This is a genomic window from Ruegeria sp. ABV3_008 (assembly GCF_056161185.1).
Window position 1 is genome coordinate 360,671 of the sequence record NZ_JBSWYP010000002.1, and the last position, 21,995, is coordinate 382,665.

The 21,995-nt window shown below is 59.1% G+C and carries 23 protein-coding genes; 15 read left to right on the top strand and 8 right to left on the bottom strand.

Features of this window, described 5'->3' with window-relative positions; genetic code table 11:
• The first annotated feature begins 1 nt into the window (after position 1).
• Genes nuoL through ACXAH8_RS05960 form a run of 6 tightly spaced genes read left to right on the top strand, consistent with a single transcriptional unit; the run spans position 2 to position 8,443 of the window.
• Positions 2-2,182 (top strand): NADH-quinone oxidoreductase subunit L, encoded by a 2,181-nt coding sequence (gene nuoL, locus ACXAH8_RS05935; RefSeq protein WP_475216809.1) that lies wholly within the window; start codon positions 2-4, stop codon positions 2,180-2,182.
• Positions 2,182-3,726, top strand: coding sequence for an NADH-quinone oxidoreductase subunit M (locus ACXAH8_RS05940; RefSeq protein ID WP_170375153.1), 1,545 nt, complete (start codon positions 2,182-2,184; stop codon positions 3,724-3,726). The genes nuoL and ACXAH8_RS05940 overlap by 1 nt, the downstream gene beginning before the upstream one ends.
• Before the next feature lie 15 nt (positions 3,727-3,741).
• Positions 3,742-5,184 carry an NADH-quinone oxidoreductase subunit NuoN gene (nuoN, locus tag ACXAH8_RS05945; RefSeq protein ID WP_170637064.1) on the top strand — a complete coding sequence of 481 codons (1,443 nt, stop codon included), beginning with the start codon at positions 3,742-3,744 and terminating at the stop codon, positions 5,182-5,184.
• 54 nt (positions 5,185-5,238) lie between these two features.
• Complete coding sequence (locus ACXAH8_RS05950) at positions 5,239-5,988, top strand: biotin--[acetyl-CoA-carboxylase] ligase (RefSeq protein WP_475216810.1); 750 nt, start codon at positions 5,239-5,241, stop codon at positions 5,986-5,988.
• Positions 5,989-5,999: 11 nt separating this feature from the next.
• Positions 6,000-6,779 (top strand): type III pantothenate kinase, encoded by a 780-nt coding sequence (locus tag ACXAH8_RS05955; protein WP_475216811.1) that lies wholly within the window; start codon positions 6,000-6,002, stop codon positions 6,777-6,779.
• Positions 6,776-8,443 (top strand): ribonuclease J, encoded by a 1,668-nt coding sequence (locus tag ACXAH8_RS05960; RefSeq protein WP_475216812.1) that lies wholly within the window; start codon positions 6,776-6,778, stop codon positions 8,441-8,443. Before ACXAH8_RS05955 ends, ACXAH8_RS05960 begins: the two co-directional genes overlap by 4 nt.
• A gap of 8 nt (positions 8,444-8,451) precedes the next feature.
• On the opposite strand, the gene ACXAH8_RS05965 is transcribed toward ACXAH8_RS05960, so the two are convergent.
• Both ACXAH8_RS05965 and ACXAH8_RS05970 read right to left on the bottom strand, forming a co-directional pair.
• Positions 8,452-9,153, bottom strand: coding sequence for an NUDIX hydrolase (locus ACXAH8_RS05965; RefSeq protein WP_475216814.1), 702 nt, complete (start codon positions 9,151-9,153; stop codon positions 8,452-8,454).
• A 17-nt stretch (positions 9,154-9,170) separates the two neighbouring features.
• Positions 9,171-9,566, bottom strand: coding sequence for a DUF983 domain-containing protein (locus ACXAH8_RS05970; RefSeq protein ID WP_475216815.1), 396 nt, complete (start codon positions 9,564-9,566; stop codon positions 9,171-9,173).
• 213 nt (positions 9,567-9,779) lie between these two features.
• Between ACXAH8_RS05970 and ACXAH8_RS05975 the strand changes: the two genes are divergently transcribed.
• From ACXAH8_RS05975 to ACXAH8_RS05990, 4 genes are read left to right on the top strand one after another with little or no spacing between them, the layout of a single operon-like run.
• Positions 9,780-10,247 (top strand): EF-hand domain-containing protein, encoded by a 468-nt coding sequence (locus ACXAH8_RS05975; protein WP_475216816.1) that lies wholly within the window; start codon positions 9,780-9,782, stop codon positions 10,245-10,247.
• Positions 10,248-10,253: 6 nt separating this feature from the next.
• Positions 10,254-10,868, top strand: coding sequence for an RNA polymerase sigma factor (locus ACXAH8_RS05980; protein ID WP_475216818.1), 615 nt, complete (start codon positions 10,254-10,256; stop codon positions 10,866-10,868).
• Positions 10,861-11,214 carry a hypothetical protein gene (locus ACXAH8_RS05985; RefSeq protein ID WP_475216820.1) on the top strand — a complete coding sequence of 118 codons (354 nt, stop codon included), beginning with the start codon at positions 10,861-10,863 and terminating at the stop codon, positions 11,212-11,214. The genes ACXAH8_RS05980 and ACXAH8_RS05985 overlap by 8 nt, the downstream gene beginning before the upstream one ends.
• Positions 11,211-11,684 (top strand): periplasmic heavy metal sensor, encoded by a 474-nt coding sequence (locus ACXAH8_RS05990; protein WP_475216822.1) that lies wholly within the window; start codon positions 11,211-11,213, stop codon positions 11,682-11,684. Before ACXAH8_RS05985 ends, ACXAH8_RS05990 begins: the two co-directional genes overlap by 4 nt.
• A 5-nt stretch (positions 11,685-11,689) precedes the next feature.
• Here the strand turns inward: ACXAH8_RS05990 and ACXAH8_RS05995 are convergent, their stop codons facing one another.
• The gene (locus ACXAH8_RS05995) at positions 11,690-13,087 is read right to left on the bottom strand and encodes a diguanylate cyclase (protein WP_475216824.1); all 1,398 of its coding nucleotides are present in this window, start codon (positions 13,085-13,087) and stop codon (positions 11,690-11,692) included.
• Positions 13,088-13,176: 89 nt separating this feature from the next.
• Here ACXAH8_RS05995 and ACXAH8_RS06000 point away from each other — a divergent pair, with 89 nt between their 5' ends.
• From ACXAH8_RS06000 to ACXAH8_RS06020, 5 genes are all read left to right on the top strand, one after another.
• The gene (locus tag ACXAH8_RS06000; RefSeq protein ID WP_475216826.1) at positions 13,177-13,461 is read left to right on the top strand and encodes a DUF3572 domain-containing protein; all 285 of its coding nucleotides are present in this window, start codon (positions 13,177-13,179) and stop codon (positions 13,459-13,461) included.
• A 17-nt stretch (positions 13,462-13,478) separates the two neighbouring features.
• Entirely contained in the window at positions 13,479-14,171 is a 693-nt protein-coding gene (locus ACXAH8_RS06005; RefSeq protein ID WP_475216828.1) for an HAD family hydrolase, read from the top strand.
• 122 nt (positions 14,172-14,293) lie between these two features.
• On the top strand, positions 14,294-15,853 hold the full coding sequence (locus tag ACXAH8_RS06010) for a trimethylamine methyltransferase family protein (protein ID WP_475216830.1): 1,560 nt from the start codon (positions 14,294-14,296) through the stop codon (positions 15,851-15,853).
• Positions 15,854-15,959: 106 nt separating this feature from the next.
• Positions 15,960-16,547, top strand: a complete 588-nt coding sequence (locus ACXAH8_RS06015; protein ID WP_475216832.1) for a heme NO-binding domain-containing protein — start codon at positions 15,960-15,962, stop codon at positions 16,545-16,547.
• A gap of 44 nt (positions 16,548-16,591) precedes the next feature.
• A complete protein-coding gene (locus ACXAH8_RS06020; protein WP_475216834.1) occupies positions 16,592-17,536 on the top strand; it encodes a diguanylate cyclase domain-containing protein in 945 nt (314 codons plus the stop codon).
• Positions 17,537-17,538: 2 nt separating this feature from the next.
• On the opposite strand, the gene ACXAH8_RS06025 is transcribed toward ACXAH8_RS06020, so the two are convergent.
• The 5 genes from ACXAH8_RS06025 to ACXAH8_RS06045 are packed head-to-tail and all read right to left on the bottom strand — an operon-like array spanning position 17,539 to position 21,993.
• Complete coding sequence (locus tag ACXAH8_RS06025; protein WP_475216836.1) at positions 17,539-18,237, bottom strand: CbiX/SirB N-terminal domain-containing protein; 699 nt, start codon at positions 18,235-18,237, stop codon at positions 17,539-17,541.
• 59 nt (positions 18,238-18,296) lie between these two features.
• Complete coding sequence (locus ACXAH8_RS06030) at positions 18,297-19,229, bottom strand: AEC family transporter (protein WP_475216838.1); 933 nt, start codon at positions 19,227-19,229, stop codon at positions 18,297-18,299.
• A gap of 45 nt (positions 19,230-19,274) precedes the next feature.
• Positions 19,275-20,072: an MBL fold metallo-hydrolase gene (locus tag ACXAH8_RS06035; protein ID WP_475216840.1), complete on the bottom strand. Its 798-nt coding sequence runs from the start codon at positions 20,070-20,072 to the stop codon at positions 19,275-19,277.
• A complete protein-coding gene (locus ACXAH8_RS06040; RefSeq protein WP_475216842.1) occupies positions 20,069-20,875 on the bottom strand; it encodes a TatD family hydrolase in 807 nt (268 codons plus the stop codon). Before ACXAH8_RS06040 ends, ACXAH8_RS06035 begins: the two co-directional genes overlap by 4 nt.
• Complete coding sequence (locus tag ACXAH8_RS06045; protein WP_475216844.1) at positions 20,872-21,993, bottom strand: DNA polymerase III subunit delta'; 1,122 nt, start codon at positions 21,991-21,993, stop codon at positions 20,872-20,874. Before ACXAH8_RS06045 ends, ACXAH8_RS06040 begins: the two co-directional genes overlap by 4 nt.
• Positions 21,994-21,995 lie beyond the last annotated feature (2 nt).

Sequence of the window (21,995 nt, forward strand, 5' to 3'; positions counted from 1 at the left end):
TATGGAAACCACCATCCTCTTTGCCCCGCTCGTGGGCGCTCTGATCTGCGGGTTCGGCTGGCGGTTCATCGGTGAGAAAGCCGCCATGTGGACCGCGACGGGCCTGTTGTTTCTGGCCTGTCTGCTGTCGTGGATCGTGTTCCTGGCTTTCGATGGTCAGACCCAACAGATCGAGATCCTTCGCTGGATCGAGAGCGGCTCGCTTTCAACCAGCTGGGCTATTCGACTGGACCGACTGACCGCGATCATGCTGATCGTGGTGACAACCGTCTCGGCGCTCGTGCACCTATATTCCTTCGGCTACATGGATCACGACCCGCAATGGCGCGAGGGTGAAAGCTATAAGCCGCGCTTTTTCGCCTATCTCTCCTTCTTTACCTTCGCGATGCTGATGCTAGTGACAGCCGACAATCTGGTACAGATGTTCTTCGGCTGGGAAGGCGTGGGCGTCGCGTCCTACTGGTTGATCGGGTTCTATTATCGCAAATCCAGCGCCAATGCGGCGGCCATGAAAGCGTTTATCGTAAACCGGGTTGGCGATTTCGGCTTCGCGCTGGGAATATTCGCGATCTTCCTGCTGACTGACAGTATCAACTTCTCGGATATCTTTGCCTCGGCCTCTGACCTGTCGGAAATGCAACTCAGCTTCCTTTGGGGTGAGTGGAACGCGGTTGAGGTGATCTGTGTCCTTCTGTTCATCGGCGCGATGGGTAAATCGGCGCAGTTGATCCTGCACACATGGTTGCCGGACGCGATGGAAGGCCCGACCCCTGTGTCGGCCCTGATCCATGCCGCGACAATGGTGACGGCGGGTGTGTTCCTTGTCTGCCGCATGTCGCCGCTGATGGAGTTCGCGCCTGGGGCGACCGGGTTCATCACCTTCCTTGGGGCCTCTACCGCGTTTTTTGCGGCGACCGTGGGATTGGTTCAGACCGACATCAAGCGCGTCATCGCCTATTCAACCTGTTCGCAGCTGGGCTACATGTTCGTGGCCGCGGGCGTTGGCATGTATTCGGCGGCGATGTTCCACCTGCTGACGCACGCTTTCTTCAAGGCGCTTTTGTTCCTCGGGGCTGGTTCGGTGATCCATGCGATGCATCACGAGCAGGAAATGACCGAATATGGCGGGCTGAGGAATAAGATCCCCTATACGTTCTGGGCAATGATGATCGGAACGCTGGCCATCACGGGTGTCGGTATCCCGCTGACCACCTTCGGCTTTGCCGGGTTCCTGTCAAAGGATGCGATCATTGAAAGCACCTTTGCGGGCGGCACGGGCTATGCCTTCTGGATGCTGGTGATCGCGGCTGTGTTCACCTCGTTCTACAGCTGGCGTCTGATTTTCCTGACCTTCTACGGCACACCGCGCGGTGACAAGCATACGCATGATCACGCCCATGAAAGCCCGAAGGTGATGCTGATCCCTCTGGGTGTTTTGTCACTGGGCGCGGTTTTTGCAGGGATGATCTGGTACAGCAACTTCTTCGGTCACACGGACAAGGTCGGGAAGTTCTACGGGATCCCGGTGGCCGAGGCCTCGGCGCATGGTGAAGGTCATGACGATGCGACCCATGCCGAGCATGTCGCCGATGGTACCGCCGAAGAGCATCACGGTGACGATCATGCCGATGCCCACTCGGATGAGGCGCACGGGGATGACCATGCGGATGAGACAAATGGCAAGAAAGACGCCCACGGAGATCATCACTACGTCTTCGCGGGCGAACCGGGTGAGGGCGCTTTGTATATCGCACCGGACAATACCGTGCTGGATGACGCCCATGCCGTCCCGAAATGGGTTAAGGTCTCGCCTTTCGTGGCGATGCTGCTTGGGTTTGTCGTGGCCTACTGGTTCTACATCGTGAACACGTCGCTGCCCGCGCGTCTGGCTGCAAACCAGCGTCCGCTTTACCTGTTCCTGCTGAACAAATGGTACTTTGACGAGATTTATGACGCGATCTTTGTCAAACCCACTCTGGCCCTTGGCCGCCTTCTGTGGAAGCGGGGCGATGGCAACACAATTGATGGCTTCCTGAACGGAGTAGCAATGGGCGTTGTTCCCTTCTTCACCCGCCTCGCAGGCAAGGCGCAGACCGGGTACATCTTTACCTACGCTTTCTGGATGGTGCTCGGAATAGCGGCCCTTGTGACCTGGATGTCGATCGGCGGAGGGGCACAGTAATGGACAATATCCTCTCGATCGTGACCTTCATCCCGGCCATTGCTGCGGGCATCTTGGCGCTGTTCCTGCATGGAAATGATGCGGCGGCGCAGCGGAATGCCAAATGGGTGGCTCTGCTTGCAACTACTGTGACCTTCCTTGTGTCGATTGGCATCTACACGGGCTTTGATCCTTCGAACACTGGCTTCCAGATGGTGGAAGAGGGCGAGTGGTTGATGGGTCTGAAGTACAAGATGGGCGTGGATGGCATCAGCGTGCTGTTCGTGTTGTTGACTACCTTCATCATGCCCCTGACCATTCTGGCCAGCTGGAACGTGACCGAACGGGTCAAGGAATACATGATCGCCTTCCTACTGCTGGAAACGCTGATGCTGGGCGTGTTCATGGCGCTGGATTTGGTGCTGTTCTACCTGTTCTTCGAGGCAGGCCTGATCCCGATGTTCCTGATCATCGGCATCTGGGGCGGCAAGGATCGCATCTACGCGAGCTTTAAGTTCTTCCTCTACACCTTCCTCGGCTCGGTGCTGATGTTGGTGGCGATGGTTGCGATGTACGCGGATGCTGGCACTACGGATATCGAGGCGCTGATGACCCATCAGTTCTCGTCCGAAAGCTTTAGCGTGTTGGGCATCTACGTCGTCGGCGGGATGCAGACGCTAATGTTCCTGGCATTCTTTGCATCCTTCGCGGTGAAAATGCCGATGTGGCCGGTGCATACCTGGTTGCCGGACGCGCACGTGCAGGCCCCGACGGCGGGTTCGGTCGTGCTGGCGGCGATCCTGTTGAAAATGGGCGGCTATGGTTTCCTACGCTTCAGCCTGCCGATGTTCCCGGTTGGCTCGGCGGTGATGACCGATCTGGTGCTGTGGATGTCAGCCATCGCTGTTGTCTACACCTCGCTCGTGGCGCTGGTGCAGGAGGATATGAAGAAGCTGATCGCATACTCCTCGGTCGCGCATATGGGCTTTGTGACTATGGGGATTTTCGCGGCGAACCAGCAGGGCATTGATGGCGCGATTTTCCAGATGCTCAGCCACGGGTTCATCTCGGCGGCTTTGTTCCTGTGCGTCGGCGTAATCTACGACCGGATGCACACCCGTGATATCGACGCGTACGGAGGTCTGGTCATTCGGATGCCCGCCTATGCGCTTGTCTTCATGCTGTTCACCATGGCCAATGTCGGCTTGCCGGGCACCTCAGGGTTCATCGGTGAATTCCTCACCTTGATGGGCGCGTTCCAGGTCAACACCTGGGTAACGGCCGTGGCCGCGACCGGAGTGATCTTCTCGGCCGGGTACGCGCTTTGGCTCTACCGTCGGGTCGTGTTCGGCGATCTGATCAAGGAAAGCCTCAAGGCGATGACCGACATGAGTTCGCGTGAGCGGCTGATCTTTGCGCCGCTCATCGTGATGACCATCCTGCTGGGCGTCTATCCGTCGCTGGTGACCGATGTGATCGGCAACTCGACGGCTGCGCTGATTTCGAACTATGACACGGCTCTGGCCGCGGCTGAGGCTGCGACCCAGACGGCCGCTTCGCATTAAGGGAGCTTTGGAGACATGATCCAAGCTGATCTGACGATAATCCTGCCAGAGATCGTTCTGGCTGTATATGCGATGGCTGCTCTGATCGGGGCCGTTTACACGAAGAAGGACGAGCTGGCCCCGGCGTTGGTCTGGTCCACGGCAGGTCTGATGGCGCTTCTGGCGATTTGGATCTCAAGCAATGGTGACGGGACCAACGTAGCTTTCAATGGCATGTTCGTGGATGACGGCTTTGCGCGGTTTTCCAAGGTTGCCATTCTGCTTTCCGCTGCTGCCGTTCTGGTCATGAGCCAGGACTACATGGCCCGCCGCAACCTGCTGCGGTTTGAATACCCTGTGCTGGTCGCATTGGCTGCAGTCGGGATGATGATGATGGTCAGTGCGGGCGATCTGATGTCGCTTTATATGGGGTTGGAGCTTCAATCCTTGTCGCTCTATGTCGTGGCGGCGCTGCGTCGGGACAGTGCGAAATCCACAGAAGCGGGTCTGAAGTATTTTGTTCTGGGTGCGCTTAGCTCGGGCCTGCTGCTCTATGGCGCGTCGTTGGTTTACGGGTTTACCGGCACCACGCTGTTCTCGGGCATCATCGCCACCGTTCAGGCCGGTGACGTCTCAATCGGTCTGCTCTTTGGTCTGATCTTCCTGATCTCGGGTCTGGCCTTCAAGGTTTCGGCCGTGCCCTTCCACATGTGGACCCCGGATGTGTACGAAGGATCTCCAACCCCGATCACAGCCTTCTTTGCGACCGCTCCGAAAGTGGCTGCAATGGCCTTGTTTGCACGGCTTCTGCACGATGCGTTTGGAGGCATCGTTAAGGATTGGCAGCAGGTGATCGTGTTGCTGTCGGTTCTGTCCATGCTGCTCGGCGCGGTTGCCGCCATTGGCCAGCGTGACATCAAACGTCTGATGGCGTTTTCCTCGATTGCCCATATGGGCTACGCGCTGATCGGTCTGGCTGCGGGAACCGAGCTGGGCGTGAAAGCCATGCTGATGTATCTGGCGATCTACGTGACAATGAATATCGGCACCTTCGCCTTCATCCTGATGATGGAGCGGGACGGCAAACCCGTTACCGACATCGACGCTTTGCGCCAGTATTCCAAGCGCGATCCGGGCAAGGCTCTGGCCGTTCTGATCCTGATGTTCAGCCTGGCGGGTGTGCCGCCCATGCTCGGGTTCTTTGCCAAGTTCGGCGTTTGGCAGGCGGGTGTCAGCGCCGGTTTAACCGGGTTGGTGATCGTGTCGGCCATCGCCTCGGTCATCGGTGCGTTCTACTACCTGCGGATCGTCTTCTACATGTATTTCGGTGCCGAAAACGAAGAACCCATCGAAACGCGCTCAAACCCTGTATTGTGGGTGGCCTTGATGGGATCGGCGGCTTTGATGTTGATCGGCGTGTTCTACCAGTTTGGTGTCGAAGGTGCAGCAGCAGCTGCCGCAGCCACGCTTGTCAACTGATGAAAGCCGCCAACACAATGCAGCTGCGCAACCGCGCAAGCGGGCCTTGCTGACATGAGTAGCTGGCCCGGCGGGTACGGCTTGAACATCTTGCAAGAGGTGGACAGCACGCTGAACGAAGCCGCGCGTCTTGCACCCACGGCGCAAGGCCCCGTGTGGATCATGGCGCATCATCAGACAGCAGCGCGCGGCAGGCGAGGGCGGGCTTGGGCCAATCCCAAGGGCAATTTGGCCTCGACCCTTCTGATGCGCCCTCAAGGTGATCCGGAGAGTGCGGCTCTGCGCAGCTTCGTAGCGGCTTTGGCCTTGTTCGATGCCTGTGTGGCCGTGACGGGCAGAGCCTCAGGTTTGTCTTTGAAATGGCCCAATGATGTGTTGCTGAACGGCGGCAAGCTTGCGGGTATTCTTCTGGAGAGCACAGGGCAGGGGCGCGGAGTGTCTCATCTGTCGATTGGGATCGGTGTCAATCTGACCGAAGCGCCCGGGGCGGATGCCGTTGAGCCGGGTGCCGTTCGTCCGGTCTCCTTGCTGTCGGAAACAGGCGCGAATGTCACGCCCGAGGATTTTCTGACCGAACTCGCCGTTGCCTATGCCGGGTATGAAACCCAGTTCGTCACTTACGGTTTTGAACCGATCCGCACCGCATGGTTGGCCCGCGCAGCGCGGTTGGGTGAGGTCATTACCGCCCGTACCGCTACGTCGGAAACGGTTGGTACCTTCGAAACGGTGGACGCGGGGGGCAACCTTGTCCTAAACACCGCCAAAGGCCGTGTGAGCATTCCTGCGGCGGACGTGTTTTTCTGAAGGGGGCTCAGATGCTTCTGGCCATCGACTGCGGCAATACCAATACCGTTTTCTCGATCTGGGACGGCGAGACATTTCTGTGTACCCTGCGCACCTCGACCCATCACTCGCGCACGGCGGATGCCTATTTCACCTGGTATTCCACGCTGGTGAAACACTACGGGATCGAGGCTGACATTACGGACGTGATCATCGCTTCAACCGTACCGCGCGTGGTTTTCAACCTGCGCATCTTTGCGGATCGGTTCTTTGGTTGCCGTCCGCTAGTTGTGGGTAAACCGGATTGCCTTTTGCCTGTCGCCCCACGCATTGACGAAGGCACGGTGCCGGGGCCTGATCGCCTCGCCAATGCAGTGGGGGCCTTTGACCGTCATGGCGGAGACGTTGTGGTTGTCGATTTCGGAACCGCGACCAACTTTGACGTCGTCGCCTCTGATGGGGCCTATGTCGGAGGCGTCATCGCGCCGGGCGTAAACCTGAGCCTTGAGGCCCTGCACCAAGGGGCCGCCGCCCTGCCACATATCGACATTACCCGCCCGGAAAAGGTGATTGGTACGAATACGGTTGGCTGTATCCAATCGGGCGTGTATTGGGGCTATTCCGGTCTGATCGAGGGGCTGATCGCCCGCATCAAGACCGAATACGGAATGCCGATGAAAGTCGTTGGAACCGGAGGGCTCGCACCCTTGTTCGATCAGGCCGACGTGGGGTTCGACGCAATCGAAGATGATCTGACGATGCACGGGCTGACCGTGATCCATCGCTATAACAAGGAAAATGGCTCAACATGAGCAGCGAAAGACTGATCTACCTGCCATTGGGCGGGGCCGGTGAAATCGGCATGAATGCCTATGTATATGGATACGGCGCGCCGGGCAAGGAACGTCTGATCCTCGTCGATCTGGGTGTGACCTTCCCTGATATGGACACGACGCCGGGGGTGGACCTCATCCATGCCGATATTTCATGGCTACAGGAACGCGCCGACCGGCTAGAGGCGGTTTTTGTCACCCACGCGCACGAAGACCACGTGGGCGCCGTGGCGCATTGCTACGAGGCGCTAGGTGCACCGATCTATGCGCGCGCCTTCACCGCCAATATTGCCCGTCGGAAGATGGACGAACATGGCCACCCGGAAGATGCTGTGCGCACTGCCTCAGCTTGGCCTGAGCAGGTCTCAGCCGGGCCCTTCACCGTTGGCTTTCTGCCAGTATCGCACTCGATCCCCGAAAGCGCCGCGCTGGTGATCGACACGCCCGAAGGGCGGATCGTGCATTCGGGGGACTTCAAACTGGACACAAACCCGGTGGTGGGCGAACCGTTTGATCCCGATCTCTGGGCCGAGGTCGCAAAACCCGGCGTCAAAGCCTTGGTCTGTGACAGCACCAATGTGTTCTCAAGCCACCCCGGACGCTCAGAGTCCGAGGTCGGACCCGAGATTACAAAGCTGGTTGAAAGCGCTGAAGGTATGGTTGTGGCGACCACATTCGCCTCGAACGTCGCTCGGGTGAAGACCCTGGCCGAAGCTGGCCAAAGGGCCGGGCGCTCGGTCGTGCTTTTGGGCCGGGCCATGCGCCGGATGATCGAGGCCGCAACGGAAACCGGCATCCTGTCGGATTTCCCCAAAGTGATCAGCGCCGAAGAGGCTGTGGAGCTTCCGCGCCAGAACCTGATGCTGATCGTGACCGGCAGCCAGGGCGAACGCCGCGCCGCTAGCGCGCAGTTGGCTCGTGGCAAATATCGTGGCATCGAGTTGAAAGAGGGCGACCTGTTCCTGTTTTCTTCGAAAACCATTCCCGGCAATGAGCGTGGTGTGATTTTCATCATTAACCAGCTCAGCGAAAAGGGCGTGGATGTGGTGGATGACAGCTCGGGCCTTTATCATGTATCGGGCCATGCCAACCGGCCTGATCTTGAGAAAGTGCATGGGTTGATCGATCCGCAGATGGTGATCCCGATGCACGGCGAACATCGCCACCTGCGTGAACATGCCAAACTGGCCGAGGCCGGCGGACGCACGGGTGTTCTGGCCGTTAACGGCACCATGCTGGACCTGACCGGCAATGCGCCCAAAGTTGTCGACTATGTCGAAACCGGGCGGACCTATCTGGATGGCACGGTCAAGGTCGGAGCGTTGGACGGGGTTGTGCGCGACCGTATCCGCATGGCGCTGAACGGCCACGTGACTGTGACCGTCATTCTGGATGAAGAGGACGAGCCTCTGGGTGAGCCATGGTGCGATACGATGGGCCTGCCGGAGATCGGAACCTCTCGCGCGGCGCTTGTTGAGGTGCTTGAGGAAGACCTGAACCAGTTCCTGATGCGGGCTGAGGCCAAAACCCTGCGCGACGATGACAAGCTGGAAGAAGCCATGCGTCGGATCGTGCGTCAGACGGCTAAGGCAGAGATCGGTAAAAAGCCCGAAGTCACGGTTGTGATCAGCCGCATGAAATAAGGTTGGGGTCAGTCAACCTCGGGCATGGGGTACCCCCTGAGCCTTTGGAACAGGCTGGCCTCATCATTGTTTAGAAAGAACGGGACAGAAGATGGCGGTGTTGGGTCGGTGACCCTAGCCGTGATCTCGGCCAGCACGACCTCGGTGATGAAGGGCAGGTCGAAGTTGCGGACCTCGTCCAGTTTTACCCATTGCAGGTGCGACAACTCATCCGAGGCGCGGCTGAAATCGTCCAGATCGCCGTGAATTGCCTGTGCATCGACCAGAAAGAACCGCGCATCAAACCGTCTGGGCCGACCAGGAGGGGTAACCGCGCGGAATACGAATTGCAGCGCGTCGGCCGAGGGTTTGAAGCCCAAAGCCGCAAAGCTGACCCAATCCGACGGGGCATCGCCGTCCCATTCACCGGGTTGGCCAAGGACCATCCCGGTTTCCTCCCACAACTCTCGAATCGCTGCGACTGCAAGCGCCTGCTGCAGGTCAGCCTCGGCCTGCTCGGCCAAGCGATCATAGCATAGTTGAGGCAGCGGGGAGGCCAGTGGGATGCTCGCATCCTCGGGGTCGACCGCGCCGCCTGGAAACACGAATTTGTTTGGCATGAACGCCGCTTTGGCCCCGCGTTGCCCCATTAGGATCGAAGGTGCGGTAAAACGGTCCCGCAGAACGATGACGGTGGCGGCGTTGCGGATGGCGGTTTTGTCAACGCTCATGCTGGTGCCTGATGCGGTCACGCGGCTTTCTCGAACCCATGCATGCGCCGCGCCCATTGATAAGCCACGACAGCCCCCTTCAGGCGAGGCAGCAGGAACAGCGACAGCGCTATGCAGCCGACGGAAAACCCGATGGCCATGGTCCACGGATCCGGTCGCCAATGTACGTATGAGACGTGCAGAGCAGGGGCCAGCAGGTGCCCGACCAACAGAATCGTCAGATAGGCGGGGCCGTCATCTGCGCGGTGGTGAAACAGCTCTTGCCCGCAATTTGCGCAGCTGTCGTTGACCTTCAGGTAGCTGTGCAACAGCTTGCCTTCGCCACATTTCGGGCATCTGCAACGAAAGCCTTTGACCAAAGCTGGCCATGTTTCGCGCTCTTCTTCCACTGCGGGGGTGATCGTTTGATCCATGATAATGTAACTCGCGCATCTATCTTTGGCGGATAATGGGCCTGTTTGCCGCAATAGAAAAGGGGGGTGCGTCGCTTTGCATCGCTTGGGTAGGGCAAGCGTTCGTGACCTGCTGATCCTTCGCTAAACTTTTTTCGACGGAAACCCGCTGGTGCCGCGTTTGAATGGATATGAGCAGCGGCAATCAGGTCGCGCCAATATGGGGAAACCGATATGAAGAACTCGAAATTCATCCCGGCCATCGTTCTGTCGGCAGTGGCGATCACAGGTACGTCGGCCCTGGCAGCAGGCCCAAAGGATCGTGAGCCTGTCTCGTTTCAGGAACTGGACGCCAATGCGGATGGTCAGATCACGAAAGAAGAGATGCAGGCTCATCGCGCACAGCGCTTCACAAAGGCTGATACTAACGGCGATGGACAGTTGAGCGTCGAGGAGATGCAGGCTGCGGCCCAGCAGAAGGCCAATGATCGCGTGACCAAGATGTTCGAGAAACATGACGCGAATGGCGATGGTGTCCTCAGCACCGATGAGTTGCCCAAACCGCGCCGGGCTGACAAGATGTTTGATCGGATCGACGCTGATAGCAGCGGCGGTATATCGGAACAGGAATTTGCCGATGCAAAAGACAGGATGGGCAAGCATCACAAGAAGCGCCAGAAATCGGACGCTGACGATAGCTGATGCAGGATGGAGGATCTGACCTCCCACCCTCAAGACGTTCGCGGTGCGGGGGGCGCCGCGGACGACCTTGGTGACGACGCGTTGCTGAGGATGTTTGCCGATGGCGATGCCGGGGCCGCACGGATCCTGACGGACCGGCTGGGCCCGCGTTGCTACTCGGTCTCTCTGCGCATGCTGGGCAACCGGGCAGAGGCCGAGGATGTGACTCAGGATGCCATGATGAGGCTGTGGCAGATGGCCCCCAAATGGGTGCCGGGCACGGCCAAAGTGTCAACCTGGCTCTATCGGGTGACGCTGAACCTGTGTCTGGACCGCAAACGCAAAAAGACACCCGAGCAGTTGCCCGAAGAGGCTGAGCCGCACGACAACGCGGCCAGCGTAGTTGAGAAAATGCAGGATGCGGCGCGCCATGACGCGTTGCAGGTTGCGCTCATGCAATTGCCCGACCGACAGCGACAAGCCGTCGTGTTGAGGCATATTGAGGAACTGTCCAACCCCGAGATTGCTGGGGTCATGGGCCTATCGGTAGAAGCGGTCGAGAGCTTGACCGCGCGTGGAAAGCGGGCTTTGTCGGCCATATTGGCCGGACGGCGGGAAGAACTGGGTTATGACGATGGCTGATGACGACATGGAACTGGAAAACCTGTTTGCTAAAGCGCGCAAGGACCGACCCGGTCTGCCGGATGATCTTGCCGTGCGTATCCAGACTGACGCTGAGACCACTCGGCTGGGGCGGTTGGCGAATCACGCGCGCCCTGAACGGTCTCTGTGGTTACGCCTTCTGGACAATATCGGTGGATGGCAGGGCTTTAGCGGTCTGGCTGCCGCCAGCGTCACCGGGATTTTCATTGGGTTTTTTGCCCCTGCCGTTCTGCCGGACACGGTCGGCCTGTTCGGCGCAACGGATGGCAGTTTTCTGGCGGCCGACCTTGGATTTGACACCAGTTTTCTGGAGAGTACGGAATGAATACTGATCCAAAACCGAAACGCCGTTGGATGCCGATCTTACTGACCCTCTCCCTGGCGATTAACCTGTTGATCATAGGGGTGGCGGTCGGCAGCGTATTGCGGCTGAAGAATAGCGATCACGCCAAGGCACCGCCGGGTTTTGGGCCCGCATTGTACCGTGCTTTGCCGAAAGAGGACCGCAAATCCTTGAGGGGAGAGCTGTCAGGTCTGCACGGCAAAGGGGCCAAGGGGCGATCGCAGGACTTCATGGTCGTGACTGAGGCGTTGCGGGCCGTTCCCTTTGATCCGGAAACTGTCACGCTATTGCTGCAGCAGCAGGCGCAGGCGACCGCGGACTTGCAGGCCGCGCTGCAAGAAAAATGGTTGGTTCTGGTCACGCAGATGAGCGACGAAGAACGCCAGACCTATGCGACCCGTCTGGAAGAAGTCGTAAAACGCGGCCCGCGTGGTCACAAGAAAGAGCACTGAGGCGATCAGGCAGCGTTTTGCCTGATCTGCACTTGGTTGCGTCCGGCCTGTTTGGCCGCGTAGAGCGCTTTGTCTGCGGATTTGATCAACTGCTCGACAGGTTCGGCCTCGTTTTGTGAAAGGTAGGCCGGAGCAGACATTTTCAGACCCACACTTATGGTTACGGAAATCGGTTTGCGCTGATCGGGCAGGCGGAAAGGTACTGCGCAGATGGCCTCGCACAGGGTGCTTGCCATCGTCAGCGCCTTGGCGCGTGTGATGTTGGGAACGGCGATCATGAATTCCTCTCCGCCGATCCGCGCGACGAATCCGGCCTTACCGACGACCTGTTGCATCCGCGCCGCCGCTTGAGTCAGCACGCAATCGCCACTGGCGTGACCGTATTCGTCATTGATCGCCTTGAAATGATCCAGATCGGCCAGCATCAGGGCAAAACCCCGCCGGGTCTGCGCAGATTGCTGTGCGATCTGCTGGATGGCGCGCATGGCATAGCGGCGGTTCTGCAACCCGGTCAGAGGGTCGATCCACGACTCGGCGATCCCTTTCTTCAGCGAATCCCGCATCCGGTCCATCCGGCTTTTGCGGGCAATCTGATTGTCCAGCCGCAAGACGATCTCATCTGCGCAGAACCCGCCGAGACAAACGGCATCTGCCCCTCGGTCCAACGCCTCGGACGCGCGGGTGGCGTTGTTGTCACTCAGCACGCCGATTAGAACCGTATGGCGTGTGGCGCCGCGCGATCTGAGGTCGGCCAGGATGTTCAGCGCGGATCGGTCTGCGTCCAGCTCGACCACGATTGCATCCGGGACCGGGCCAGAGAGCAAGGCCTGAAGATCCGATTGGTGGTGCGAGGTCAGGGTATAGCGAGACTTTCCGGAAAGGGCCTTTTGCCAAAGTGCGCCGTTGCGTGGCGTTTGCGCCAGAACCGCAACGCGGGCCCGTTTGGGGGCCGTAATGAGCGGCGTATCCGGCTCGGCCAGACCCAGAGACTGAGGGTCCTCGCGCAATTGCAGGTCCTGTGTGTCGGCGCGCGCGCGCAACAGGCTACGGATACGGGCCAGCAGCAGGGTATCTTTGAACGGGTGGGTCAGAACATCATCCAAACCTTTCGCCAAGGCCCGCAGCCTCGCCTGTTTGTCATTCTGGGCGGTCAGCGCCACAACGGGCACGTCGCCCAAGGCTGGGTTCTTCGCAATCAGGCTTTTGACATCCGCCGCTGTGCCGTCGGGTAGCGTTTGCGCGGTCAGCACCAGATCAGGCCGCACACGCCGCAAGAGCGTGGCGAGACCTTCCAATTTCTCACCTTGTACCACGTGGTACCACGCCGCTGTCAGCTGAACCTTCAGCATGATGCGGTTTGTAGATACCCCATCTAAAACAAGGATCGTTCCCTGCACGGACATAGTTGCTCACCATTGATTGCATGCGTGAACAAAGTGTTTATGAGTCTGGTTAACAAACCCTTTCCAAGACAGGGGGTTGAGGCCAGTTTATGTCGATTTCCGAAGATTCCGCCCAAACTCTTGCCCTGAATGCCCTCGGATGGCTGGTCGGGAATGAGGAGCTTTTGCCCATTTTTCTGGGCTCGACCGGTGCCGCGGCAAATGATCTGCGCGACAGGGCAGGTGAACCCGAGTTTATGGCCTCGGTTCTGGATTTCCTGATGCTTGACGATTCGTGGATCATGGCATTTTGTGACGCGGCGGCGGTGCCGTATGACCAACCCGCTCAGGCGCAAGCGGTGTTGTCGGGTGGTTCCGACGTTCACTGGACCTGACTCTGCAGGAGCTTTTCATGCCAATAGATGCGATCGTGTTCGACAAGGACGGCACGCTGTTTGACTTCGCCAACACTTGGGGCACGTTCGGACGGACCATGTTGTTGCGTTTGGCCGAGAATGACGCGGCCCGCGCAGCCGAACTGGGACGGGTCATCGGCTTCGACCTTGAGAGTGAGACCTATTCTCCTGACAGCGTCGTGATTGCGGGGACCGTTGAGGAAATCGCCGAAGCCTTGTTGCCGCATGTCGATGGCACGCCGCGCGACGCCCTGATCGAGTTGATGAATGCCGAGGCCGCAGCCGCGCCGCAAGCTCAGGCAGTGCCGCTGGGGCCGTTTCTGGACACGTTGAAACAGGCCGGCCTCAAGCTGGGGGTCGCCACAAATGACAGCGAGCACCCGGCGCTTCGGCATCTCGAATCGGTTGGTGTCAAAGACCATTTCGACTTCATCGCCGGTTATGACAGTGGTCATGGGTTCAAACCCGGCCCCGGCCAATTGCTGGCATTCGCCGCACATATCGGGGTGCAGCCGGAACGCATCGCCATGGTCGGCGACAGCCTGCACGACTTGCAGGCCGGGCGGGCGGCAGGGATGACCACGATCGGAGTCCTCACCGGCCTCGCCAAAGCCGACGTTCTTGCGCCGATGGCGGATGTGGTCTTGCCCGACATCGGTCATATCCCGGCTTGGCTGGCGGATAACTAGATCCGCAAAACCCGTTTCCGGCGGTTCAAAGCTTGTAAGCGACAAAATCTGTCGCAGATGGAACGGCCTGTTCCCGCTTTCCCGGGCTTGCTTGAGAGCAGGCAACTGGCAGGGAGGCGAACATGGCCGGAACCAAATCGCGCAGACGTCGTAGCGGAGGGCGCGCGGGCGCTGCTGAGCGCAGAGGCAGTGCGGCCATTGATCAGATGCCGTGGAACCCTCCAGTCAATATCGATGCGCCAACCGAGCCTCTGGATCAGGACGGGATCGAGGCAATCCACGGCGGTGCCATGCGAATTCTCGAAGAGATCGGGGTCGAGTTCTATAACGAAGAAGCGATCGGCATCTTGCGTGAGGCAGGCTGTAAGATAGACGGTGACAACGTACGGATGGACCGTGATTTCGTGATGGAGATGGTGGCAAAAGCCCCCAGCCGTTTCACGATCACGCCGCGCAATCCCGACCGGACGATCGAGATCGGCGGACGGAATATCCTGTTTGGCAACGTCTCCTCGCCTCCGAACTACTGGGATATGGAAATCGGAACCAAGGTGCCCGGCAACCGTGAGATGTGCCGCAATCTGCTGAAATTGACTCAGTATTTTAACTGCATCCATTTTGCCGGTGGCTACCCGGTCGAACCGGTCGATATTCACGCCAGCATCCGCCATCTGGATGTGCTCTATGACAAGCTGACCCTGACGGATAAGGCGATGCACGCCTACTCGCTGGGTAAAGAGCGGGTCGAGGATGTGATGGAGATGGTCCGTATCGCGGGCGGGTTGAGCCATGAAGAGTTCGAAGCCACACCACGGATGTACACCAACATCAACTCGACCTCACCGCTGAAGCACGACCACCCGATGATTGATGGCTGCCTGCGTCTGGCGCGGCGCGGTCAGGCGATTGTTGTCACGCCATTTACCTTGGCAGGAGCGATGGCCCCTGTCACCATCGCTGGCGCGGTGGCGCAATCTCTGGCTGAGGCGCTCTGTGCTATCGCTCTTTTCCAATATGTGCGTCCGGGGATTCCCTGCGTGATTGGAACCTTTACCTCGAACGTGGATATGAAATCCGGGGCCCCGGCTTTTGGGACGCCCGAGTATATGCGGGCCACTCAGATGACGGGCCAGATGGCGCGCTTCTATGGTCTGCCGATGCGATCGTCGGGCGTCTGTGCGGCGAATGTGCCGGATGGGCAGTCGGTTTGGGAGACGTCAAACTCGCTCTGGGCGTCGGTGCAGTCGGGAACCAATATGGTCTATCACGCGGCGGGATGGCTTGAGGGCGGGCTGATTGCAAGCCCTGAAAAGTTCATCATGGATTGCGAAATCCTTCAGCAAATTCAGAGGTATATGAATCCTGATCTCACCGCGACCGGCCCGGATGAGATCGCTTTGGACGCGATCCGTGCGGTTGGGAATGACGGACATTTCTTTGGCATTCAGCACACTCAGGACCGCTACACGACCGCCTTCTACCAACCGTTTCTGAGCGATTGGAAGAACTACGAAGGATGGGAGATCGCGGGCGGTATCTGGACTGCAGAACGCGCGCATCACATGTTCAAAGAGATCATCGGAAGCTTCGAGGCCCCCGCTCTGGACGAGGGTATTCGCGAGGAGCTGGCCGAATTCGTCACCCGCCGCAAAGCCGAAGGCGGGGCACCGACGGATTTTTGATATCGCTATGATACTAAGAGGTCTTTCCGCTGATCAGCAGCGGTTCTTGGCTATTTGTTAAGGGTTGTCAGGCCACAGTACGGGTGCAACCAATCTGAGGCATCTGATGCATGGTCTGATCAATCGGGCGATACAGTCGTTTGTATGCGCAACCAACGGGCGGCCGTGTTGGCAGCGCGTAACAGATTCGGCCGGATTGGGGTTTTCCGAGTTTGAGGCCATGTTGACCTACGATGACGCGATCACGGCCTCTCTGCTGGATGCGCTGAGTACGGAGCTCGCCCGGCCGCGACCCGAGATTCTGGAAGACGTGGGAACCTATCTGGTCTCGCATCCCAATACCGAAGCACTGCGTCGCCTTTTGCGGTTTGGCGGTGTGACATATGTCGAATTTCTCCATTCTCTTGATGATCTAGCGGATCGGGTGCGGCTGGCTGTGTCCGACCTGTCTCTTCCAGTTCTCGAATTGCAAGAGCTTTCGCAGATTGAATTCCGGCTCATCTGCGGGTCTGGGCTGCCCGGATATGCCAGCGCAATGGTCGGTGTTTTGCGTGCGATGGCAGATGATTACGGAGCTTTGGTGATGTTGTCGCATGAAGGTCAACAGGGCGAAACCGAGGTGATCTCGATCCTGCTTGTCGAAAGCTCGTTTGCCGAGGGGCGGCAATTCGATTTGGGGGCGCGGGACGCATGACGCGGATGGATGATCTGATAGTGCTACTGAAAACCCTGTGTCCAATGTTTCTGCTGGTTGACCAGGATGGTCGCATCCTCCGCGTCGGTCCGACATTGCAGAAGCTGCGCCCGAACTGCGTTATGGAAGGGCAATTTTTTTTAGATTTTTTCGAATTGGTTCGTCCCCGCACGGTGACAACGATGTCGGCGCTGATGGCGGTGGCCGGGGCGAATCTACACCTCAGATTTCATGATGAGCCGCGCACGGCCCTTAAGGGGCTGGTCGCACCGCTGCCGGGCAGGGAAGGGGCGGTTATCAATCTGTCCTTCGGTATCTCGATCCTCGACGCGGTGCGCGACTATGCCCTGACCAGCGGCGATTTTTCCGGTACTGATCTGGCGATCGAACTGCTCTATCTGGTTGAGGCGAAATCGGCCGCGATGGATGCGTCTCGGTCGCTGAACCTCAGGCTGCAGGGCGCAATGCTCGTGGCAGAGGAGCAGGCCTATACCGATACCCTGACCGGGGTGAAAAACCGGCGCGCGATGGACAGCCTTCTAGGGCAGATGACCGCGTCGAACGCGCCATTTGCGGTGATGCATATTGATCTGGACTACTTTAAATCCGTGAATGATCGTCTGGGACATGCGGCAGGGGATTTCGTCTTGCAGCAGGCCGCCCGGATCATGATCGAAGAAACCCGAGACGACGACACGGTAGCGCGAATCGGTGGGGACGAGTTTGTCATCATCTTCCAGGGCCTGTCCAAAACCGACCTGCTTTCAACTATCGCAGACCGGTTGATCGAAAGACTGAACCAACCGATGCGTTTTCAGGATAAGGATTGCCGTATCTCCGCAAGTATCGGCACGGCCTTGTCCACGCATTTTGACAATCCAAGGGCGGAAGATGTTTTGCAGGCGTCCGACCTCGCGCTGTATCAGGCAAAGCGAGAGGGGAGATCCTGCCACCGGCTCTATTCCACATTGCTCAAGGCGCAATCCTGAGGTCAGGCCGTGGAAAACGCCGCTTGCAGAGTGTCGGCGATTTGGCGCTGTATCGGGGGCAATTCGCCGATCACAGGCAGAACGGTGCCTCGGAAATGCGCCTTGTCCAGCTCTTCCGGGACGTCTTCCAGCACGTGACCTCCGCGACAGGCGAAGAAGGGCAAGCAGAGTGATTGCTCTGACGTCCCATTGGCTGCATCGGAAATTGACGGAGGTTCCTCGACAAATCCGACGCGGATCGAGCGGAATGTCATTCTATGCGACAGCTGCTCGGCAAAATCTTTTGCAACGGCCGAGGGGTTTCTACTGCGGCCTGAGCCGTGCGCGGCGATGATCAGATCGGAAGCAGCCGTGCTCCAGCCGTTTTCCTTCAAGGCTGATTTCAGCGCTTCGTTGACAAGATCGGGAAGCAAGGGATCGGTGCCCAACGGGTCCAGAATTTGCAAGTTGCGATCCCCGATGCGTTTGGGCAAGGCGCTGGTCACAAACCAGCCTTTCGCCATGAACAGCGGGTAAATCACCGTGTCGTGGGGCAGGCTGTCCATCACCTCTTCAAGTGCGCCGGGATTTGCCAGCGTTGCAGAATGGACCGACACTTTGGCCGCGAGGGCGTTCACCTCAGCGGCGAACGTGGCCAGCGATGCCTCAGCTGGTTCCGGATCTGAGGGCTGACCATGGGCAACGATGATGGCGTGCGGCATTCCGGGCTCCTGTTCCTGAGCGGTAAGTGTGTCGCCGGTTCTCTATGTCAAGGCGCGTGTTAGCCCAAAACTGTCAGCCAAAGCCAGACGGTCAGGATTGAAGCGGCGGTTCCGATCAGCACCGACGAGGCCGCGACCCGTTTGGCGCGCCCGTACATGTTGGCGAAAATATAGGCGTTGAAACCTGGGGCCATCGCTGCGTTCAGCACTCCGGAGCGGAACAGGTCCTGCGGCAGCCCTGTGGATGTTCCGAACAGCCACACGAGGCTTGGGTGCAACATCAGAGAAATCCCGCAAACATAGGCGATCGTGCGCAGATCCCCTTCGGGTTTGTATTTCACAAGCACGCCGCCCAGCGCGAACAAGGCACCGGGTAGTGCGGCGCGAGTTACCAGTTCCAGCGCCTCATCCACCACTTGCGGAATGACCAACCCGGACAGATTGATGACAAAGCCCAACGCTATGCCTAGGATCAGGGCGTTCTTGAACATCGCAGACAGAACCGAGCGCACCATTTTTGTGCCGCCATGGCCGCGATTGCGCACGATCTCCATCACCGTGATCCCGACTCCGTAACAGAAGGGCGAGTGGAAGGCGATGATTGCGTAGTTGCCCGTCAGGCTTTCGGGGCCATAGGCGCGTTCTGTAATGGGCAGGCCAAGAAGGACTGAGTTCGAAAACAGGCAGCAAAAGCCGATGGCGACGCAGTCTTCCCAATCTCGACCAAAGATCAGCCGTGCCCCGAACAACCCCGCAGTAAAACAAAGGGCGGCTGCGGAATAGAAACTGGCCAGAAGCCGAGGGTCGAAACTGGCGCTCAGATCCAGATGGGCGATAGCCAGAAACAGAAGGCAGGGAATGGCAAAGCCCTGCGTGAAGCGCATCAACCCGTCGACATGCGCCTCTTTGAAATAGCCTGATCGTGTCGCCGCATAGCCTGCTCCAATCACCAGAAAGACCGGTAGGATAACGTCAATCAGGCTTTGAAGCATATCGCCCCCGGCTTTGGCGATATGTGTGCCACGATAGCCAGGGCCTTACAGCGCTTGCTGGATCACCATCCCGTCATAGGCGGGGGTGATATGGTTGGCGGTTTCTGCCTCGACCGTCGCATAGTCCAGGTCGATATGCATATTGGTCAGAACGGCGCGTTTGGGCTGAAGTTTCTCAATCCACCCTAGCGTTTTTTCCAGATGCGCATGGGTAGGGTGCGGCGCGCGGCGCAGGGCGTCGATGACCAGACAATCCAGCCCTTCCATCTCAACCCAGGCATCGTCATAGATTTCGGCGACATCGGGCAGATAGGCTAGCTTGCCCATCCGAAACCCCAGCGAGTCGATTGACCCATGGTTCACGCGGAACGGGCGCAGGGGGATCGGACCTCCGGGACCGTCGATCTCGAAAGGGCCGTCAATAGATTTCAGCTCCAGAATCGGTGGGTACGGAGAGCCCTCGGGCTGGATGAACGCATATCCGAACCGTCCGAGCAGGGCATTCTGGGTGTCGCCATCCGCCCAGACCGGCACACGGGTCTTCATGTTGAAGACGATCATTCTCAGATCATCAAGGCCGTGCACATGATCGGCGTGAGAATGAGTATACACCACCCCGTCGAGCCGCCCGGTTCCGGTATCCAGAAGCTGGCTGCGCATATCTGGCGAGGTGTCGATCAGGACCGAGGTCGTGCCCTCTGGCCCGTCTCTTTCGACCAGCATCGAGCAGCGGCGGCGGATATTTCTTGGATTCTGAGGGTCGCAATCGCCCCAATGGCCACCAAGGCGCGGCACGCCGCCCGAGGACCCGCAACCCAGAATGGTGCAGCGCAGCTTTGTCATGCGGCGGCCTTATACTGTGCCGCTTTTGAGAACAGGCGGTCAAAGTTTACCTGTGTCTGGGCGGCGAAATCTGCGTAGTCCATGCCGAATACCTCGGCCCCTTTGCGGGCAGTGTGAGCGGTATAGGCGGGTTCATTGCGTTTGCCCCGGTACGGGGGCGGCGCAAGATAGGGGGCGTCGGTTTCGACCAGAATGCGATCTACCGGAGCGATTGCGAAGATATCGCGCAGCTCCTGACTTTTGGGGAATGCAGCGATCCCGGACATCGACAGGTAGAACCCTAGGTCAAGGGCAGCTTTTGCCAGCTCTGCCGAGGATGAGAAACAGTGCATCACGCAGGAATAGGGCGCGTTGCGGTATTCCTCGGCCAGAATGCGCGCCATGTCGTCATCGGCTGCGCGGGCGTGAATGATCAGAGGTAGGCCGGTGCGCTGGGCCGCCTCGATATGAATGCGCAGCGATTGCTTTTGTACCTCGGCGCTGTCGGCGGTGTAGTGATAGTCCAACCCGGTCTCGCCGATGCCCACGAACTTGGGGTGCTGCGCCAGTGCGACCAGTTCATCGACCGTCGCCATCGGTTCTTCCGCGGCGCTCATAGGGTGGGTGCCGGCGGCATAGAAGATCGGTGCGTGGGCCTCGACAATGGCGCGCACGCCGGGTTCGTTGCGCAGGCGGGTGCAGATGGTGACCATACGGGTCACACCGGCCTCGGCCGCGTTGGCGATGATCTGGTCCAGCTGCCCTTCGAAATCGGGGAAGTCCAGATGGCAATGGCTATCGGTGATCTGGGGGGTGTTGCTCATCTGCTCTGACCGGAGGTTTCTTGTATCTTGAACATCGTATCTAGGACCAACGCGGCAGGGTCAAGGTTCACCGCCTGACCATGACGTGCTCGGGCGGTGATCGTTGCCGCCACCTCGGCCCAGTTGCGGGCCTGATGAGGTGAGGCCGAAAGCCGGGTCAGAGTTTCCGCCTCGTTGGGGGCGGCTTCCGGTAAGGGGGCTGCGCCTGTTGCGCCGGTCATTGCCAGACGAGATAGTGCCACGTCGATCAGGGTCAGCAACAGCTCGAAACGTTCGGCCGCGCCGCGCTGGGCGGCGGCTTCGGCCAGCTTAAGGGCGCGCTGACGGTCCATTCGGGGCAAGGTGCCCAGAATGGCGATCAACTCGGCATAGATTTCAAGCCCGCCCAGATTGATGAGACGGACCGCATCGCCCACCGACCCAGAGGCCAGAGCGGCAAGGTGATCGGTCTGGCTGGGAACCTCAGCCCCGGTTTGCGCCAAAGCGGCCTGCATATCCTCAGGACCCAGAGGTGAGAGACGCAAGGTTCGGCACCGAGACCGGATGGTGGGCAACAGGCGAGAGGGTTGGTGCGAGATCAGCAGCAACGTGGTGCGCGCCGGTGGCTCCTCCAGCATTTTCAGAAGGGCATTCGCAGCACTGACATTCATCTCATCAGCCGCGTCTACAATGACCACGCGTCGCCCGCCATCTGCCGAGGACAGACCGAAGAACTTGCCCAGCTTGCGGACGTCATCTACCAAGATTTCATTCCGGAGACGCCCCTGATCATTCAACGACCGAGTGATCGCCGCCAGCCCCGGTTCTGCGCCAGCAGATATACGATGCGAAACCGGATGGTCCGGGTCGATCTCCAGCGTTTGCGGGGGCGGAGGCGCGCCAAACAACCCTCCGTCATCCGCCGGAGGGATGGCGAGCAGAAACCGCGCGATCCGCCATGCCAGCGTGGCCTTGCCGACGCCACGCGGGCCGGTCAGAAGCCAGCCATGGTGCAGCCGGTCCGAGTTGTAGGCGCTTAGAAATGCTTGCTCGGCCGTGTCCTGCCCGAACAGCCGCGCGGTCTCACGCGGATGCGGCGCTCCGGGCGCCTGATCTGGGGTTGGGATGTCGTCGCTCATCG

Excerpts from the sequence above, each read along its gene's own strand:
- ACXAH8_RS05995 (WP_475216824.1), bottom strand. The coding sequence starts at position 13,087 with ATGTCCGTGCAGGGAACGATCCTTGTTTTAGATGGGGTATCTACAAAC.
- nuoN (WP_170637064.1), top strand. The coding sequence starts at position 3,742 with ATGATCCAAGCTGATCTGACGATAATCCTGCCAGAGATCGTTCTGGCT.
- ACXAH8_RS06030 (WP_475216838.1), bottom strand. The coding sequence starts at position 19,229 with ATGCTTCAAAGCCTGATTGACGTTATCCTACCGGTCTTTCTGGTGATT.
- ACXAH8_RS06025 (WP_475216836.1), bottom strand. The coding sequence starts at position 18,237 with ATGCCGCACGCCATCATCGTTGCCCATGGTCAGCCCTCAGATCCGGAA.
- ACXAH8_RS05975 (WP_475216816.1), top strand. The coding sequence starts at position 9,780 with ATGAAGAACTCGAAATTCATCCCGGCCATCGTTCTGTCGGCAGTGGCG.
- ACXAH8_RS05960 (WP_475216812.1), top strand. The coding sequence starts at position 6,776 with ATGAGCAGCGAAAGACTGATCTACCTGCCATTGGGCGGGGCCGGTGAA.
- ACXAH8_RS05955 (WP_475216811.1), top strand. The coding sequence starts at position 6,000 with ATGCTTCTGGCCATCGACTGCGGCAATACCAATACCGTTTTCTCGATC.
- ACXAH8_RS05970 (WP_475216815.1), bottom strand. The coding sequence starts at position 9,566 with ATGGATCAAACGATCACCCCCGCAGTGGAAGAAGAGCGCGAAACATGG.
- nuoL (WP_475216809.1), top strand. The coding sequence starts at position 2 with ATGGAAACCACCATCCTCTTTGCCCCGCTCGTGGGCGCTCTGATCTGC.
- ACXAH8_RS06020 (WP_475216834.1), top strand. The coding sequence starts at position 16,592 with ATGTTTCTGCTGGTTGACCAGGATGGTCGCATCCTCCGCGTCGGTCCG.
- ACXAH8_RS06045 (WP_475216844.1), bottom strand. The coding sequence starts at position 21,993 with ATGAGCGACGACATCCCAACCCCAGATCAGGCGCCCGGAGCGCCGCAT.
- ACXAH8_RS06040 (WP_475216842.1), bottom strand. The coding sequence starts at position 20,875 with ATGAGCAACACCCCCCAGATCACCGATAGCCATTGCCATCTGGACTTC.
- ACXAH8_RS05965 (WP_475216814.1), bottom strand. The coding sequence starts at position 9,153 with ATGAGCGTTGACAAAACCGCCATCCGCAACGCCGCCACCGTCATCGTT.
- ACXAH8_RS05990 (WP_475216822.1), top strand. The coding sequence starts at position 11,211 with ATGAATACTGATCCAAAACCGAAACGCCGTTGGATGCCGATCTTACTG.
- ACXAH8_RS06005 (WP_475216828.1), top strand. The coding sequence starts at position 13,479 with ATGCCAATAGATGCGATCGTGTTCGACAAGGACGGCACGCTGTTTGAC.
- ACXAH8_RS05980 (WP_475216818.1), top strand. The coding sequence starts at position 10,254 with ATGGAGGATCTGACCTCCCACCCTCAAGACGTTCGCGGTGCGGGGGGC.
- ACXAH8_RS05985 (WP_475216820.1), top strand. The coding sequence starts at position 10,861 with ATGGCTGATGACGACATGGAACTGGAAAACCTGTTTGCTAAAGCGCGC.
- ACXAH8_RS05950 (WP_475216810.1), top strand. The coding sequence starts at position 5,239 with ATGAGTAGCTGGCCCGGCGGGTACGGCTTGAACATCTTGCAAGAGGTG.
- ACXAH8_RS05940 (WP_170375153.1), top strand. The coding sequence starts at position 2,182 with ATGGACAATATCCTCTCGATCGTGACCTTCATCCCGGCCATTGCTGCG.
- ACXAH8_RS06010 (WP_475216830.1), top strand. The coding sequence starts at position 14,294 with ATGGCCGGAACCAAATCGCGCAGACGTCGTAGCGGAGGGCGCGCGGGC.
- ACXAH8_RS06035 (WP_475216840.1), bottom strand. The coding sequence starts at position 20,072 with ATGACAAAGCTGCGCTGCACCATTCTGGGTTGCGGGTCCTCGGGCGGC.
- ACXAH8_RS06015 (WP_475216832.1), top strand. The coding sequence starts at position 15,960 with ATGCATGGTCTGATCAATCGGGCGATACAGTCGTTTGTATGCGCAACC.
- ACXAH8_RS06000 (WP_475216826.1), top strand. The coding sequence starts at position 13,177 with ATGTCGATTTCCGAAGATTCCGCCCAAACTCTTGCCCTGAATGCCCTC.